14 protein-coding genes, 2 tRNA genes and 1 pseudogene are annotated in these 16021 nt (G+C 62.6%); 7 read left to right on the top strand and 10 right to left on the bottom strand.

Going from position 1 to position 16021, the window contains the following annotated elements; translation table 11 throughout:
- Nucleotides 1-53 precede the first annotated feature (53 nt).
- Complete coding sequence (locus NKH43_RS24765; protein WP_352860258.1) at nucleotides 54-1268, bottom strand: deoxyguanosinetriphosphate triphosphohydrolase; 1215 nt, start codon at nucleotides 1266-1268, stop codon at nucleotides 54-56.
- A gap of 73 nt (nucleotides 1269-1341) precedes the next feature.
- On the opposite strand from NKH43_RS24765, the gene erpA reads away from it, so the two are divergent.
- From erpA to NKH43_RS24745, 4 genes are all read left to right on the top strand, one after another.
- Nucleotides 1342-1689, top strand: a complete 348-nt coding sequence (gene erpA / locus NKH43_RS24760; protein ID WP_352467016.1) for an iron-sulfur cluster insertion protein ErpA — start codon at nucleotides 1342-1344, stop codon at nucleotides 1687-1689.
- 2 nt (nucleotides 1690-1691) lie between these two features.
- A complete protein-coding gene (locus NKH43_RS24755) occupies nucleotides 1692-2081 on the top strand; it encodes a VOC family protein (RefSeq protein WP_352495391.1) in 390 nt (129 codons plus the stop codon).
- Between the two features lie 30 nt (nucleotides 2082-2111).
- Nucleotides 2112-2906 (top strand): exodeoxyribonuclease III, encoded by a 795-nt coding sequence (xth, locus tag NKH43_RS24750; RefSeq protein ID WP_023720052.1) that lies wholly within the window; start codon nucleotides 2112-2114, stop codon nucleotides 2904-2906.
- A 77-nt stretch (nucleotides 2907-2983) separates the two neighbouring features.
- Nucleotides 2984-3298: a hypothetical protein gene (locus NKH43_RS24745; RefSeq protein ID WP_023720051.1), complete on the top strand. Its 315-nt coding sequence runs from the start codon at nucleotides 2984-2986 to the stop codon at nucleotides 3296-3298.
- Between the two features lie 24 nt (nucleotides 3299-3322).
- Here NKH43_RS24745 and NKH43_RS24740 read toward each other — a convergent pair whose 3' ends face one another.
- From NKH43_RS24740 to NKH43_RS24705, 8 genes are all read right to left on the bottom strand, one after another.
- Complete coding sequence (locus NKH43_RS24740) at nucleotides 3323-4159, bottom strand: tetratricopeptide repeat protein (protein WP_023678939.1); 837 nt, start codon at nucleotides 4157-4159, stop codon at nucleotides 3323-3325.
- Nucleotides 4146-5870 (bottom strand): dihydroxy-acid dehydratase, encoded by a 1725-nt coding sequence (gene ilvD, locus NKH43_RS24735; protein ID WP_023720050.1) that lies wholly within the window; start codon nucleotides 5868-5870, stop codon nucleotides 4146-4148. The genes NKH43_RS24740 and ilvD overlap by 14 nt, the downstream gene beginning before the upstream one ends.
- Before the next feature lie 278 nt (nucleotides 5871-6148).
- Nucleotides 6149-7369, bottom strand: a complete 1221-nt coding sequence (locus NKH43_RS24730; protein ID WP_352860256.1) for an OmpP1/FadL family transporter — start codon at nucleotides 7367-7369, stop codon at nucleotides 6149-6151.
- 380 nt (nucleotides 7370-7749) lie between these two features.
- Nucleotides 7750-10533: a valine--tRNA ligase gene (locus NKH43_RS24725; RefSeq protein WP_352860255.1), complete on the bottom strand. Its 2784-nt coding sequence runs from the start codon at nucleotides 10531-10533 to the stop codon at nucleotides 7750-7752.
- A gap of 436 nt (nucleotides 10534-10969) precedes the next feature.
- Complete coding sequence (locus NKH43_RS24720) at nucleotides 10970-11833, bottom strand: DUF2497 domain-containing protein (protein WP_352482113.1); 864 nt, start codon at nucleotides 11831-11833, stop codon at nucleotides 10970-10972.
- A 198-nt stretch (nucleotides 11834-12031) separates the two neighbouring features.
- The gene (locus tag NKH43_RS24715; RefSeq protein WP_352860253.1) at nucleotides 12032-13423 is read right to left on the bottom strand and encodes a TolC family outer membrane protein; all 1392 of its coding nucleotides are present in this window, start codon (nucleotides 13421-13423) and stop codon (nucleotides 12032-12034) included.
- Nucleotides 13424-13609: 186 nt separating this feature from the next.
- Nucleotides 13610-14278, bottom strand: coding sequence for a protein-L-isoaspartate O-methyltransferase family protein (locus tag NKH43_RS24710; protein ID WP_352860251.1), 669 nt, complete (start codon nucleotides 14276-14278; stop codon nucleotides 13610-13612).
- Nucleotides 14279-14367: 89 nt separating this feature from the next.
- A tRNA-Cys gene (locus tag NKH43_RS24705) sits at nucleotides 14368-14441 on the bottom strand.
- A gap of 215 nt (nucleotides 14442-14656) precedes the next feature.
- Here NKH43_RS24705 and NKH43_RS24700 point away from each other — a divergent pair.
- Nucleotides 14657-14857, top strand: coding sequence for a hypothetical protein (locus tag NKH43_RS24700; protein ID WP_352643778.1), 201 nt, complete (start codon nucleotides 14657-14659; stop codon nucleotides 14855-14857).
- 75 nt (nucleotides 14858-14932) lie between these two features.
- Here NKH43_RS24700 and NKH43_RS24695 read toward each other — a convergent pair whose 3' ends face one another.
- The gene (locus tag NKH43_RS24695; RefSeq protein WP_023676401.1) at nucleotides 14933-15193 is read right to left on the bottom strand and encodes a hypothetical protein; all 261 of its coding nucleotides are present in this window, start codon (nucleotides 15191-15193) and stop codon (nucleotides 14933-14935) included.
- Between the two features lie 220 nt (nucleotides 15194-15413).
- Between NKH43_RS24695 and NKH43_RS24690 the strand changes: the two genes are divergently transcribed.
- Both NKH43_RS24690 and NKH43_RS24685 read left to right on the top strand, forming a co-directional pair.
- Nucleotides 15414-15488 (top strand) — tRNA-Asn (locus NKH43_RS24690).
- Between the two features lie 338 nt (nucleotides 15489-15826).
- Nucleotides 15827-16021: pseudogene (locus NKH43_RS24685) on the top strand (AhpC/TSA family protein); the annotation flags it as partial.

The following is a 16021-nucleotide window of genomic DNA, read 5'->3' as shown; positions in this document are numbered from 1 at the left end:
CTCTGACGGTTTTGCAGGGATCCGGCTCGTTGGCCGGCAAAATCGCGCCCGCCCTAGCTCAAATCCGGCGTATGGTCAAACAAACGCCTGTGTTCCTTGAGTGCATAAGTGTCCGTCATGCCAGCCAGGAAATCGGCAACACTGCGCGCCTTGACGCGATCCTCCGCCCGATCGAGCCCTTCGCGCCAGCCGTCCGGCATGGCGCGCGGATCGGCGAAATAGACGTCGAACAGGTCCCTGACGATCTGGTCGGCGTCGGCGCGCACCCGCATGACCTCCGCGTGCCGATAGAGATGCTTGTAGAGAAAGGCCTTCAGCTCCTTTTCCGATACGGCCGTCTTGGCGGAGAAGCTCACCATCGTCTCGCCGGCCGCCCTTACCGCCTCGGCGCTGTCGGGCTTGATGCGCGCCAGATTGGCCGTCGTCGAGACGATCACGTCCTCGACCATGATAGTGATCTGCCGGCGCATCAGCTCGTGGCCGGTGCGTACGTCATCGAGCGCCGGATAGCGCTCACGCACCCCCTTGAGGATCGACCCCGGCAGCGAGAGGTCCTCCAGCATGTCCAGCGTCAGCAGCCCTGCCCTCAGCCCGTCGTCGATGTCATGGGTGTTGTAGGCGATGTCGTCGGCAATCGCCGCGCACTGCGCCTCGATACCGGCGAAGCGGTCGAGCTCGAGGTCGTGCAGTTCGGAATAGTCGCGGATCGCCTGCGGCACCGGCCCCTTCAGCCCTTTGCCCTTGGCATCGGTCAGTGGCCCATTGTGCTTGACCAGCCCCTCCAGCGTTTCCCAGGTGAGGTTCAGCCCATCGAACTCGGCATAGCGCCGCTCCAGCCGCGTCACCACGCGCAGCGATTGCGCATTGTGGTCGAAGCCGCCCCAGGCGGCCATCTTCTCGTTCAGCGCGTCCTCGCCGGTATGGCCGAAGGGTGTGTGGCCGAAGTCGTGCACCAGGGCCACCGCCTCGGCCAGGTCCTCGTCGCCGCGCAGTGCCCGCGCCAGAGCGCGTGCAATTTGCGCCACCTCGATCGAATGCGTCAGCCTTGTGCGGTAATGGTCGCCTTCGTGTGCGACGAACACTTGCGTCTTGTGCTTCAGCCGGCGGAACGCCGTCGAATGGATGATGCGGTCGCGGTCGCGCTGGAACGGCGTGCGCGTCGGGCTTTCCACCTCGTCGAACAGCCGGCCGCGCGACTTCGCCGGGTCGCTGGCATAGGCCGCGCGCGGCCGATAGCCGAATCCGATGTCGCCCAACTCGTTGGTCATAGCGTATGCCGCAGTTGACTTGCCCCGTCGCGCTTCATACCTATCATACGAAACCGAAAGCAAGGTGACGCCCATGGGCGCTGATGCCAAGACCGCCATGAAAGTCGAGATGACCGACGCCGCCGCCAAGCGGATCGCCAAGATCGTGGCGAGCGAAGCCGGCAAGACGGCCCTGCGCGTCTCGGTCGAGGGCGGCGGCTGTTCCGGCTTCTCCTACAAGTTCGATCTGGTCGATAGGCGCAATGATGACGACGTCGCCATCGAGAAGGACGGCGCAACCGTGCTGATCGACGACCTGTCGCTGGTCTATATGGGCGGCTCGGTGATCGATTTTGTCGACGATCTGATGGGCCAGTCGTTCCAGATCAGGAACCCCAATGCGGTCGCCTCCTGCGGCTGCGGCACCAGCTTCTCGATCTAGAAATGCCCGACATCGGCGCGGTCCGTCAGATCGCGCTTTCCGCCGGACGCGACCTCGACGCAACGCTGGCCTTCTGGCGCGAGGTGCTCGGCATGAGTCTGCATGCGCGTTTCGATCCTCCAGGCATCGCCTTCATCATGGCAGGTGACGTGCGCCTGCTTTTCACCGACGGCCTGCCGGCCGGCACCGTCTATCTCGACATATCGGACCTCGAAGAGTTCCACGCTTCGGCAAGGGCCGCCGGTGTTCCCTTCACCGCGCCGCCGGCGCTCGTCCATCGCGACACCGAAGGCCTGTTCGGCCAGGCGGGGGAAAGCGAGTGGATGGCCTTCCTAAAGGACCCGGCAGGCAATACGATCGGCCTTGTCGAACGTCACCCGCCGGATCGCTAGTCTCCGGACCACCAGCCTATCGAGGACGTCATGAAAATCGTCACCTGGAACATCAACGGCGTCCGCGCCCGCATCGGCAATTTGACCCATTGGCTGACGGAAAGCGCGCCCGACATCGCCTGCCTGCAGGAGATCAAGACGGTCGACGAGCAATTTCCTCGCGCCGAGATCGAGGCGCTCGGCTACAATGTCGAGACCTACGGCCAAAAAGGCTTCAACGGCGTCGCCATCCTGTCGAAGCTGCGTTTCGACGAGGTCAATCGCGGCTTGCCGGGCGACGATGCCGACGAGCAGGCGCGTTTCATCGAAGGCGTGTTCTCGACCGACAAGGGCGCCTTGCGGGTTGCCTCTATCTATCTGCCGAACGGCAACCCAATCGACGACGAGAAGAAGTTCTCCTACAAGCTTTCCTGGATGACGCGGCTGGAGCGCTGGGCCGAGGAGCGGCTTGCACTGGAAGAGCCGCTGGTCCTGGCCGGCGACTACAATGTCATTCCTGAGCCGGCCGATGCGAAATATCCGGAAAACTGGCTAAGCGACGCGCTGTTCCAGCCCGCAACGCGGCAGGCGTTCCGGCGGCTGAAGAATCTCGGCTTCACCGAAGCCGTGCGTGCCGTCACCGACGCCCCCGACGTCTTTACGTTCTGGGACTATCAGGCCGGCGCCTGGCAGAAGAACAACGGCATCCGCATCGACCACCTGCTTCTGTCGCCCGAAGCCGCCAATTGGTTTTCCTCGGCTTCGATCGAAAAACAGGTGCGCGCCTGGGAAAAACCCTCCGACCATGTGCCGGTGGCGATCGATCTGGCGCTGCGGCCGGCCTGATCGGAGCTGCTGTCCGGCGGCACATTGAGAAGTTGACCTCTTATCGCCACAAATCGCGCGCTTGATGAGAAATCATCATGGTGGCTGGGGTTCCCATGACTATTCGACTTGCACTTTGCACGTGTGCCGCGGCGCTCGCTTTTGGCGCGATGCCGGCCGTTGCCGCTCCGCTATGCCTTGCCAATGGCAAGTCGTTCCAGATCGGTCAAATGGCCTGCCTGACACTTGCCGGACAAAGCCACCTCGCCCGCTGCGAGATGGTGCTCAACAACACGTCCTGGACAAAGCAGCGGGACGGCTGCCCGGAGAACACACTGGCCCCGCATCTGCAAGGCACGCCGATATCAACACCGGCGCCCGGCGGCGTGCCGGCGAAACCGACCGAGAACTGATTTAAATCGACCAATCCCGCCGGCCTACTGGTCGCCGCCACCCTTGGTCAGGATGTCGTCGGCCAGCGAAATCGCGGTGCGACGGTCGGCTTCGCCGGCGGCGGCAAACGCTTCTTCCTGCATGCCGCGGATCCATGGCTGGTCGGCGGGTGAGGCTCGTTCGAGTGCCGCGGTCATCATCGCCAGCCCGCGGACGATCTTGCCGCTTTGGAAAAGCAGGTTGCCGAGCGTCGCCTGCGCGCCCGCATGGCCCTTTTCGGCCGCCAGCTGGAACCAGCGTCCGGCCTGCTTGACGCTGGCCTTGACGCCGCCCTCGCCTTTGAGGAACATCTGGCCCATCTCGAACTGGGCGTTCGGATTGCGGTAGTTGGCGGCGGCACGCATGTAATATTCCTGGGCCGCCACCTCGTTCTCCTCGACGGGGCTGCCGGGAATGCCTTTCCTCAGATAGTCGCCAAGCGCCACCAGCGCGTCCGAAACATAGCTTTCCTCGGGCGAACCGGGCTCGACGTCCTGGTCGACGATCTCGCTGAAGAACTTGAACGCCGCGTAGTCGTCTCGCGCCACGCCATCGCCTTCGGCATACATGCGCGCAAGCTTCCAGGTGGCGCCGATCTGGCCGTTCTCGGCGGCATATTTGTAGGCTTCCGCGGCCTGCTCCTTATGGCCGTTCTTGTAAGCGGAAAAGCCGAACTGGAACACCGCCCACGGGCTCGACTGCGGCTTCACGCCGGTCTTGTCGTCGAACACCTTGTCGTCGAAGGCCATGGCCTGGCCGACGGCGCCTAAGGTCGCGCCAAACGTGGCGAGCGCAACCAGTGCCGAAAGGACAGACGACCTCAACAACTCAGATGTCCGCATAGCAGTGTGTTTCTTTGGCACCGCCCGGATGGGTGACCGCGCCGTCGCGGGCAGATCCGACCGTCTGTGCGTATTTCCAGATCGCGCCCGACTGATAGTCGGTCGTGCGCGCCTTCCATGCTTTTGCCCTCGCCGCCAGTTCGGCTTTGGACAATGCAACCTCGATCGTGCCGTTCACCGCATCGATCGAGATCAAGTCGCCGTCTTTCAGAAGCCCGATCGGGCCACCGACGGCCGCTTCCGGCCCGACATGGCCGATGCAGAAACCGCGCGTCGCGCCAGAAAAACGCCCGTCGGTGATGAGCGCCACCTTGCCGCCCATGCCCTGGCCGTAGAGAGCCGCCGTCGTCGACAGCATTTCGCGCATGCCCGGGCCGCCGCGCGGACCCTCGTAACGGATGACGAGAACCTCGCCTTCGCTATAGTTACGGCGCGTAACCGCCTCGAAACATTCCTCTTCCGAATCGAAGCAGCGCGCCGGACCCGAGAATTTGAGTTCCGCCATGCCTGCGACCTTCACGATCGCGCCTTCGGGGGCAAGGTTACCCTTCAAGCCCACGACCCCGCCGGTCTGGGTAATCGGCTTGTTGGCGGGACGGACCACATCCTGGCTGTCATTCCAGGAAACATGTTCCATATTTTCGGCCAAAGTGCGGCCGGTCACCGTCAGGCAATCGCCATGAAGATAGCCATGGTCGAGCAGCGTCTTCATCAAGAGCGGAATGCCGCCGGCCTCGAACATGTCCTTGGCGACGTATTTGCCGCCCGGCTTGAGGTCGGCGATGTAGGGTGTCTTTTCGAATATCCTGGCCACGTCGAAAAGGTCGAACTTTATCCCGGCTTCGTGCGCGATCGCCGGCAGATGCAGCGCCGCGTTGGTCGAGCCGCCGGTGGCCGAGACCACGGTCGCGGCATTTTCCAACGCTTTCATCGTAACGATGTCGCGAGGGCGGATGTTCCTTGCGATCAACTCCATGATCTTTTCGCCGGAAGCGAAATTGAAGCGGTCGCGCATCTCGTAGGGTGCCGGCGCGCCGCAGGAATAGGGCAGCGCCAGGCCGATCGCCTCAGCGACGGTGGCCATGGTGTTGGCGGTGAACTGGGCGCCGCAGGAGCCGGCCGACGGACACGCGGCTTGCTCGATTTCTAGCAGTTCGGCGTCGCCGATGGTGCCGACCGAATGCTGGCCGACCGCCTCGAATACGTCCTGCACGGTGATCTGCCGGCCACGGTAGCTGCCGGGCAGGATCGAGCCGCCATAGATGAAGATGGACGGCACGTTGAGGCGCACCATAGCCATCATCATGCCGGGCAGCGACTTGTCGCAACCGGCCAGGCCGACCAGCGCATCGTAGCAATGGCCGCGCATGGTAAGCTCGACTGAATCGGCGATGACCTCGCGTGACACCAGCGACGACTTCATGCCCTGGTGGCCCATGGCGATGCCGTCGGTGACGGTGATGGTGCAGAATTCGCGCGGCGTGCCTTTGGCGGCCGCCACGCCCTTCTTGACCACTTGCGCCTGGCGCATCAGTGAGATGTTGCAAGGTGCGGCCTCGTTCCAGCAGCTGGCGACACCAACCAGCGGCTGCGCGATCTCGGCCGCCGACAGCCCCATCGCATAGAGGTAGGAGCGATGCGGCGCCCGCTCGGGACCAACGGTCACGTGACGGCTTGGCAGCTTGGCCTTGGAGATCGCTCTGGCGTCCATACTCGTCCTCGCCGCGGGCGGTGCGGCCTGCCTCTTCGCCTAGCCTTTTGGCGCGTGTCCCGAGACAAGTTCGAGGTGCGCCGGGTTTATGGCGGGAAATGGGCAATGTTCCCGGGCGGCCGGGTGGCGCGAGGGTTGTTCAGAAACTGTTGCCGAAACGTCACAATTATCGGAGCGAACATCATAGGGGCAATTGTTGCGCTGGCCGAATGACGGATGACGCACCGAACGAAACGACCGGGCAGTGCCCGGCCGTTTTGTCGTTTAAAAATTTGTAGTTAGAACTTGATCTTGACGGAAGCCGAACCGGCGAGAAGCAGGTCGTTGCCGTAGGTATAGGTGACGGCATTTGCCACGTCGCCGACACCGCTGAAAGTCGATGACCCGCTCGTCAGCACACCGATCGAGCCGCCGAGCCTGACCTCGACCTGGTCGTTCGGCGAATAGGAGACGCCGCTGGCCACGGCCCAGGTATCCGACTGATAGCCGGAGGTCGTCGAGGTGCCGCGATCCCAGGTCAGCGAAACCACGCCCGACAATTGGTCGGTGAACTTGTGACCGATACCGCCCGTGATCGTCCAGCCGTCGCGATAAAGCAGGTCGAATGAAACGGGCGAGGGAGCACCGGTTACCGGGCTGCGCACGCCATTGATGGCAATGACGCCAAGCTTGCTCCACTCCTGCCAGCGGATGGAACCAAAGGCCAGCCAGCCAGGAGCTATACCGCTCTGCAGCTTGAATTCCAGAGCCTGAGGTATCTCGGCCGACGCCGAGACTGGGTACACGCCGGTAGAGCCAGGAACCAGATCCGCTGGAAAGGCGCCCCTGAAGCCGGTCGTGTCGACCGTTCCCGACAGCCCGTCATATTTGTAGCTGGAAGAGTACATCAGGCTGGCGCGCAGAGCGATCTCGGGGATCTCATAGGCTGCGCCCGCACGCCAACCCCATGCCTCGTCGGACAGCTTGAAGACACCGAGGCCGGTATTGCCGAAGGCGAGCAGTGTCTGGCGGGACAGAAACGCGTCGACCTGCTGGTAGGAGACACCGCCAATGAATCGTATGGCGCCCTTGCCGACGTTCACCTTGTAGGAGCAGGTGAGGCCGAAATCGTCTGTGTCGACGGAGTATTTGACCGCTGTCGGCGAATAGGCGTTGTTCATGCCGAAATTTGCGTCCGCACCATACGGTCTGGTATAGGTGGCAAGACAGTCTACGGGCTCAAAGATGTTGGCCTTGATGCCGACATGCGGCACCGCATAGTCGCCACCAACATCCACCGCCGACGTCGACAATCCCGACCCATCCAGACGCTGCACATTCTTGAGTTTGCGCTGGGGCGAAACATAGGTGACGCCTGCGTCGAACGAATATGGCGCCGCGTCGAACAGCTGGTCGATGTTGACGCCGCCCCGGTCAAAGCCCCCGGCTTGCACCGTCCCAACGAAAGCCAGCGAAAAAGCCCCCGCGCCCAGCAGTGCTTTCAGACGCGAATAACACATGAATCTCCTCCCCGAATATCCTTGCATCAAGCTAGAACCAATTCAGGTTAACCGCGCAACAACGAATTCGCCGTGCGTACATGTACACCTTGGCTGAACGCATTTCCGACAAGGTTGCGGTCTTTTTCCCGAGGCGGGAAAATGGCCGCCTCAATACAAATCGACGAGAAAACTCGGGAAAACCGCCTAAATCCTTACAGAACGGGGCATTTTGCGTGCCCAGTCAGCCATTGTTACATTATGGCAACAATGGGGCAAAAACATTCAGTTTGCGTCAAGATTTACGCTGCGGAATGCCTGTTTTCGTGGCAGGCGGCCTGTCTTGAAGGCAGATTCGTGACCGGCGAATCTATTGCGGCCAGCCGGCCCAATTTGTTTGATCAGCCGGCATCGCGCACCCGCGTCAATGCCACCGAAAGCTTCTCTTGCGCCTCGCGATACTCGGCGAGTTTTTCGCGCTCGGCCTCCACCACCTCGTCCGGCGCGTTGGCAACGAATTTCTCGTTGGACAGCTTCTTGTAAAGCCGCGCAATTTCCTCGGTCACTTTGGCAAGCTCCTTCTGCAGGCGCGCTGCCTCGGCGGCAAGGTCGATCAGGCTGCCGAGCGGCAGGCAGATGGTCGCTTCGTTAACGACGATCTGCGCGGAGCCCTTGGGTGCCGCATCGACCAGCGAGATCTCGCCGACCCGCGCCAGCCGCTTGATGGCCGACGCCTGGCGCTCGAGCCTTTCGTGTGTCGTGTCGTTGGCACCGATCACCATCAGGGGTGCTATCGCCGCCGGCGGCACGTTCATTTCCGAACGCACCGAGCGGATGCCGGAGACGAGATCGACCAGCCAGTTGATATCGGCGGCGGCCTCCTCGTCCTCGAAGTCGGGCGACGGCCAAGCCGCATGACAAAGCAGCGACGGCCGTTGCCTGCCCTCGCCGGCGGTTTCGGCCCACAGTTCCTCGGTCATGAACGGCATCATCGGATGCAGCAGCTTGTAGATCTCGTCCAGCACGAAGGCGACGCATGCCCTGCTCTCGGCCTTGGCGGCCTCGTCGGTGCCCATGAACACCGGCTTCAGCAGTTCCAGGTACCAGTCGCAGAACTGGTTCCAGACGAACCGGTAGGCAGCACCCGCCGCCTCGTTGAAGCGGTACGAGGTGATGCCGTCGGTTATGTCGCGCGCGGCTCGCGTCAGCTCCGTCAGGATCCAGCGGTTGACCGCCAGCTTGGCGTCCTGCAGCCAGAAATCGTCGTCGCGCGCCACTTCGTTCATCTCGGCGAAGCGCGTCGCGTTCCACAGCTTGGTGCCGAAATTGCGATAGCCGGCAATGCGGGCCGGATCGAGCTTAACGTCGCGCCCTTGCGCTGCCATCACCGTCAAGGTGAAGCGCAGCGCATCGGCGCCATATTCGTCGATGAGCTCGAGCGGATCGATGACGTTGCCTTTCGACTTCGACATCTTCTGTCCATTCTTGTCGCGAACCAGCGCATGGACATAAACGGTATGAAACGGCTCCTGGTCCATGAAATGCAGGCCCATCATCATCATTCGGGCGACCCAGAAGAAGATGATGTCGAAACCGGTCACCAGCACGTCGGTCGGGTAATAGGTCTTCAGCTCCGGCGTCTGGTCCGGCCAGCCAAGCGTCGAAAACGGCCATAGCGCCGACGAGAACCATGTATCGAGCACGTCCTCGTCGCGGGTCAGGATCTCGCCAGGCTGGAAATTCTCGAGCTTGTCCTCGACCCAGGCCTTCCATGGCCCTTCCAGCGCCAGATAGTATTCGACAGCGGCACCGAGCGCCTCTTCCTCGGTCTTTTCGACAAAGACATGCCCGTCCGGCCCGTACCAGGCAGGGATCTGGTGACCCCACCAGAGCTGGCGCGAAATGCACCAGGGCTGGATGTTCTCCATCCAGTCGAAATAGGTCTTTTCCCAGTTTTTGGGCACGAAATTGGTGCGGCCCTCACGCACCGACGCGATCGCCGGCTTGGCCAGTTCCGCCGCATTGACATACCACTGATCGGTCAGAAACGGCTCGATCGGCACGCCGCCGCGGTCGCCATGCGGCACCGCGTGGCGATGCGGCTCGACCTTTTCAAGAAAGCCGCCCGCCTCCATCAGCTCGACGATCTTCTTGCGCGCATCGAAACGGTCCAGGCCATCGAGGCCGTCCCAGACGGCCTGGCGCTCCGGCGTCACTTCCAGTCCGGCCAGAAAGTCCTCATTGTCCTTGAGGCTCACCGCCGCATTGACGGTGAGGATGTTGACCGCCGGCAGCCGGTGGCGCTTGCCGACCTCGAAGTCGTTGAAGTCATGCGCCGGCGTGATCTTGACCGCACCGCTGCCTTTTTCGGGATCGGAATACTCGTCCGCCACCACCGGGATCTTGCGGCCGACGATCGGCAGGATGAGGTTCTTGCCGACGAGATGCCGGAAACGCTCGTCGTCGGGGTGGACTGCGACAGCCGTATCGCCCAGCATCGTCTCGGGGCGGGTCGTCGCAACGGTGATGAAGGTTTTCGGATTTTCCGGATCGAACGTCTTGCCTTCGACCGGATAGCGGAAGTGCCAGAGGTTGCCGTTGACTTCCTGCTGCTCGACCTCGAGATCCGAGATGGCGGTCAACAGCTTCGGGTCCCAGTTCACAAGGCGCTTGTCCTTGTAGATCAGCCCTTCCTTGTAGAGCGTCACGAACACTTCGAGCACTGCCTTCGACAGGCCCTCGTCCATGGTGAAGCGCTCGCGGCTCCAGTCGGCCGAGGCCCCGAGCCGCTTCAGCTGGTTGAGGATGGCGCCACCGGACTCGGCCTTCCACTCCCACACCTTGTCGATGAACTCATCGCGCGTCAGGTCGCGACGGTGGATCTGCTTTTCCATCAGCTGGCGCTCGACCACCATCTGGGTGGCGATGCCGGCATGATCCATGCCCGGCTGCCACAAGACGTTCTTGCCGCGCATGCGCTCGAAGCGCACCAGAATGTCCTGCAGCGTGTTGTTGAGCGCATGGCCCATATGCAGCGAGCCGGTGACGTTCGGCGGCGGGATGACGATGGTGAAGGCTTCAGCCCCCTCCTCGGCGCCGGCACCGGCCCGAAACGCGTCGGCCTCTTCCCAAATCCTGGCAATCTTCGGCTCGACGGCTTTGGCGTCGTAGGTCTTTTCGAGCATGGGAAAACGGTCCGCGCTGTCCGGAATTTGTGGTCCGGTGTAAATCGGAAGGTTGTTGCCAAGTCAACCGCAAGGGCGGCATGGCCGATAGATAGCGCCGGGATGGTTAGGTGCAACTCGCGGAAGTGACGTTGCAAGGCAATCGCTTCAGGTTTGCGCTGCCCCTCATTGCCGTGCCCGTCCTCCGCAGCAGCTGCGCTGAAGCTGCGGAGGGTGGACCGGGCATTTCTCGCCGTGTAGTGACGGGGAGAAAGACGCCTGCACTCCTGTACTGAAGCTTTCGCCAATCACGAACGTTGCGGAAAACGCGGCGGGGTTGCGGTCAGCCCCTTCTGCCCGTCACTATACGGGGAGGGTGCCGGCAGGCGGATGACGGGCAGCGCCGACTTCGACGATTTGCCGGTCGAGCGCCGCCCATCGGCGGCTCTCCGAATTGCTACTGCGCGCCGCGCGCGACGCGCTCGATTTCCTCGCGCACCAGCCGCTCGACCAGCGTCGGCAGGTTGTTGTCCAGCCAGTCCTGCAGCATCGGCCGCAGCATCTCCTCGGCCATCTCGTCGAAGGTCTTCTTGCTGCGGCTGGCAAATGCGTCTGAAAGCTCGCCGAAGGCGGCGGCAACCTGCCGCCCCGTATGTTCCGAAAGGATCGCCGGCCGAGAGTACGGCGCCTCGCTGGCCGCCGAACTCGCCAATCCCATTTTCGAAGGTCCCGGGCCGATTTTCGAAGGTTCCAGGCCGCTTTCCGAAGACTGCGACCCATTTTCAGAAGGCTCCGGCGCAGGTCCAGCAGTCGCCTCGTCTTCGAAAACCTCGGCTTTTGGCCCGGCGTCCGGCGTCCGGGGTGGCTCGGCCCGGTCCGGCTTGGCCATCGCGTCGCCGACCGCTGCGATCTCGCGCCGCCAATCGGCAATGATGGTGTCCGTCGTCTCGGCAGCCTTGGCCGTCGCAGGCCGATCCGGCTTTGCGGGCGGTTCGGGAGCGGTGTTCACCTCAGCCAGAGTGACCGGCGCTTTTGCCGGGCCGGGACGCACTTCCGTATACGCATTGACGGGCGCGGATGATGGCTGCACCTCGGCCCGCGTGGCCGGCTTGGCGATCTCCAGTCCGCCGCGCAGTTCGGAACGGAACGCATCGCCCTCCGCTGCCCGTCCGGCTGCCGGCGCCGGTTGCAGATCCTGGCGCAGCTCGTCCGCGTCGCCCGGCTGCTTGCGGCCGGTATCGCTGTCCTCGATGATCCTTCTGATGGAAGCCAGTATCTCTTCCATGGAAGGTTCGCGCTGTACGCTGCTTGCCGTCGCCATCGTCACATCCGCCGCCCTTGTGACTCGTTCTCAGATTTCCTGTCCGGCAATGCCGGATTCGAATCATGGCGACAGCGTAACCGACGGAACGCCCTGCGAGAATCCCCAATCTGGCGACATCTTGGATTTCAACAGATTAGGGTCGGGAGTGGAAGCCCGCGCGTCGTTCGAGCGCGGGCTGAAAACACGGCTTGGCGATCAGCGGCCGTCCGGCGTGCGCAGACCGATCCACTTGTCCTTGACGGCGTTGTAATGCTCTTCCGGCCTGTACTTCGTCACATTGAGCGCAAGGCGGTCTGCCGACAAATGACCGACTGCCGAGAGGATGGCATAGCTTGCCACCACAACGTCGCGCTCGGCACTGGCAAGATTGATCTTGGCGGTGATGACAGTCGCCTGCGCGTTGAGAACGTCGAGCGTGGTGCGTTGGCCGACATTGCGCTCCTCGATGACGCCGTTCAAGGCAAGCTGCGCGGCAGCGACGACCTGCCTGTTGGCCGCGACGCTTTGCTGCGCGGCGGTGTATTGCGTCCATGCCGATGTCACGGCCTGGCGCACCTGGTCGCGACTCACGTCGACTTCGATCCGCGCCTGGCTGAGCGATTCCTTGTTCTGGCGCACGGTCGCTGAGGTGCGTCCGCCGGAATAGATCGGCACGGTCAGTGTCGCGCCGATGTTCGCCGACGTCCTTGTGCCATCCTGCGATGCCCCAAGGACGCCCGGAACCGTGTTGCGATAGTCGCCGGAAACGCCGGCGCTAGCCGAAAGCTGCGGCAGCAGCGCGCCTTCGGCCGATTTCACCGAAAACGCCGCCGCGTCGACCAGGTGCTCGGTGGCGAGGATGGCCGGATGTTCGGCCGATGCGATCGCAATCGCCGCATCGAGACTCGACGGCAGCAGCTTCGACAGCGGCGAAGCCGGCCTGAGCTTGCCCGGCTCGTCGCCGACGATCTGGCGATAAGTCGCAGCACTTGCCAGCGCTGTCGCGCGGGCGGCGCTCAACTGCGCCACCGCGGAGGCGCGCGAAGCATCGGCTTGCGCGACGTCGGTGCGCGTGCCTTCGCCGACCTCGAAGCGCGAACGCGCCGCACGTGCCTGCTCGGTCAGGAATTGCAGGTTCTGTTCGGTCAGCACCGCGATCTGGCGGTCGCGGATGACGTCCATATAGGCACTTGCCGCGTTGAAAAGGGTGTTTTCTTCGGTGTTTCGCAGGCTCTCGACCGAGGCGCTGACCCGCGCTTCAGCGGCCGCGACATTGTTCCTGGTCTGAAAGCCGTCGAACAGGGTTTGATTGATCTGGACGCCAAAGTTGCCGGTAGTTATGCGTGAGGTTCGACTGGTACCATTGACGTGGGTGCTGGTGTAGTCGATGTCCGCGGAACCGGTGATGGTCGGGCGCCAGCCGGACTTGGCGATGGCAACGCCCTCGTCGGTGACGCGGACGCCGGCGCGTGTCGAATTGAGCGAGGAATTGTTTTGGTAGGCCTTTGAAAGGGCCCCGATGATCGTTTCGGCCGAGGCGGCCAATGGAGAAAGCGCGGTCGCCGAAACGAGGACAGCGGTAAAAAGCAACTTGCGTACAGACGGCACGTTATATTCCCTCATTCGTTTTGCACGGGAACTGCGCCACGCTGGCTTCTCCTCTGATCAGCCGGCGCCGCGTTTTTTATCGTTCCCCCGCTGAAAGCCCCCAAGAAACACCCGGTTATGCAGATCAGCAACGATTGTTCAAACGCAAGCGATCATGACAGCGCCTTCGCTGCAAGGCAAAATCACTCAGAATTCGAAGGCGGGAATGCGTTCAAATCCAGGTAGTGGCTTAATTGCCGCATTAAATGCGCGTCTTCCCGTTACAACCCCTCCAGTCTTAAAAAAAAGCCGGGCTACGCCCGAATTGCCCTGCCCCTCCACGGCGACGAGTCGGCCGCCTTCGGCAAGTTGGTCGAACAGCGCCGCCGGCACCTCCCCGACGCTGCCGCCGAACAGGATCACGTCGTAAGGCGCCTTGGCAGCATGGCCTTGCGGCAGCGGCCCCTGGACCACCGTGACATTGCCGCAACCCAGCGCGGCAAGCGTCGAAGTGGCGGTTTCGGCCAGCGCCGGATCGCTTTCCAGCGCGACCACGGACTTTGCCAGCCGCGACAGGATCGCCGCCGCATAGCCGGTGCCGCAGCCGACATCGAGTGCCGAAGCGCTTGGGCCGATATCGGCCAGCTGCATCAGCTTGGCCAATGGCGACGGTTCCATCAGATAGCGCGGGCCATCGGCCGTATCGGCAATACGGATGTCCTCATCGATATAGGCGAGATCGCGCTGGCCGGCGCCGACAAAGGCCTCGCGCGGCACGACAAGCATCGCCTCTAGCAACGGCGCGCTGGTCACGTCGGTGGTGCGGATCTGGCCGTCGACCATCTTCACCCGGCGTTCGGCAAAATCAGCGCTCATGTTCCAACCATCCGCTTGCCGCGCAAAGGCCGCGGCTGTTTCGACCGGAACTGAAGCCCCCTGGCGCTGACGCGCGGGAGCTCGGGCATTGGAGGCCTCGCCCGGAATCGAACCGGGGTGCAAGGATTTGCAGTCCTCTGCGTAACCACTCCGCCACGAGGCCTCATTGCTCCCGGCGTTCCACCCGGCTCCAATAGGTTGCGGCGAAAATGCCGTCAAGCGGCCACCATGCATTCCCACCGGTTCTTCCGACATCGAGGCACTGCTTATCAACGCAATACCATGCTAGCAATAACATATTAGCTTATCGTTAAGCACGATTCTCGGCGAGAGGAACCCGATACCGGCGGCCACGTTGGGCAGATAGGAGGGTCCGCCATGCGTCGAGCAGCTACGGAAGACGGCACACCGCGCGGATTGTCGCAGTCTGCAGAGCTTGTGCGCTATGCCATCGACCGCCTCAGCATAGAAGGCGCAAACAGCCTGCCACCGCGCGACCGTGCGCGGCTGGCATCGGCCACCGCCGTCCTCAAGGAGCTTTGCGAACGCCTGGAAAGCTGCTTCGACCAACCTCGGTAATGCAGAAGCTAATGCATAGGCGGAGCACGCCGTCCTCCGGCATTTTCCGGCTAGCGGCGCGTCAGCAGGGCAATCTCAGTCCGGCCGCCGCCGCCGCTCCCACCAGACGACGAAACGGCGCCGGTGACGGCGCACCAATGCGAATTCGTAGGAGAGCACCAGCAATCCGATCGGCACCATCCAGAACCCAAGGATCGGCAGGAAGCCGAGAATGCCGCCGATGATCAGCACGACGCCGATCGCAATCCTGAGGCCGCGCGAGCGCGGCATGGTGAACTGGCGGCCGAAGACCGAGATTTTCCGGGCCGGTGGCTGTTCGTCGCTCATTGCCGTCATGTGAAATGTCGATCCGTTTGCATCAGTAGCACCATCAGCCGGAGAAAGCCGCAACGGCCTTTTCCGTTCCCCGACAGGCGAGAGACAGCTCATATGAGGGCGCTCGCCGGCCATTGCCAGAAAGCCTTGCGCCAAAAAGCACCGAAAAAATGCGAAATGCTTCTTTGCAAAGCCGAAACGGGTTTGCTATAGGCTGCCCCACTCACATGAGAGCCTCTGTTCCCCGGTAGCTCAGTGGTAGAGCAACCGGCTGTTAACCGGTTGGTCGCTGGTTCGAATCCGGCCCGGGGAGCCATCGCCTTTTCTACGCCAAGTCGCGATTTTGCACGCCGGCGTGCGATTTTTCCCTACGCTTCGATCTCGTGTCAGAGCATCGAGGACAGATGAAATCAAGCGCAGAATAGCGGCCTCGCCCGCCCCGCCTATTCTTCGCAAGCCGATCGCAGGACTGGCGACGCAGATGCTTTTTCGTGTTATGATGGGCTTGCAACGCGCGTAATCTCGACCTCGGCAATATGGCAGAGGTCGAAAGCTATTGCCTTGGCACAGGAAGCTTTCGCCCCCAGCACTTGATCGCCTCCGAAACGCTAGGTGTGCTGCTTCCCTGACTGACCCAGGGCGAGGAGGTTGTCCATGTCCACGAGTAGTGTTGACCGCCCGCTGCAGCCGGGCGACCGGGCACCGAATGTTGTGCTCAATGCGATCTCACGCGAAGGCAAGATCGCGCTCGATGATTTTCGAGGCCGTAGCCCGTTGTTGATCGGTTTGTTCCGAGGCCTGCACTGTCCGTTCTGCCGGCGCCATGTCGCGGCGATGGCGCAACTTAAG

The organism is Mesorhizobium sp. M1163 (genome assembly GCF_040318415.1).
GTDB lineage: Bacteria > Pseudomonadota > Alphaproteobacteria > Rhizobiales > Rhizobiaceae > Mesorhizobium.
The sequence above is the reverse complement of the archived record's forward strand: the minus strand, read 5'-3'. Positions and strand labels throughout refer to the sequence as shown.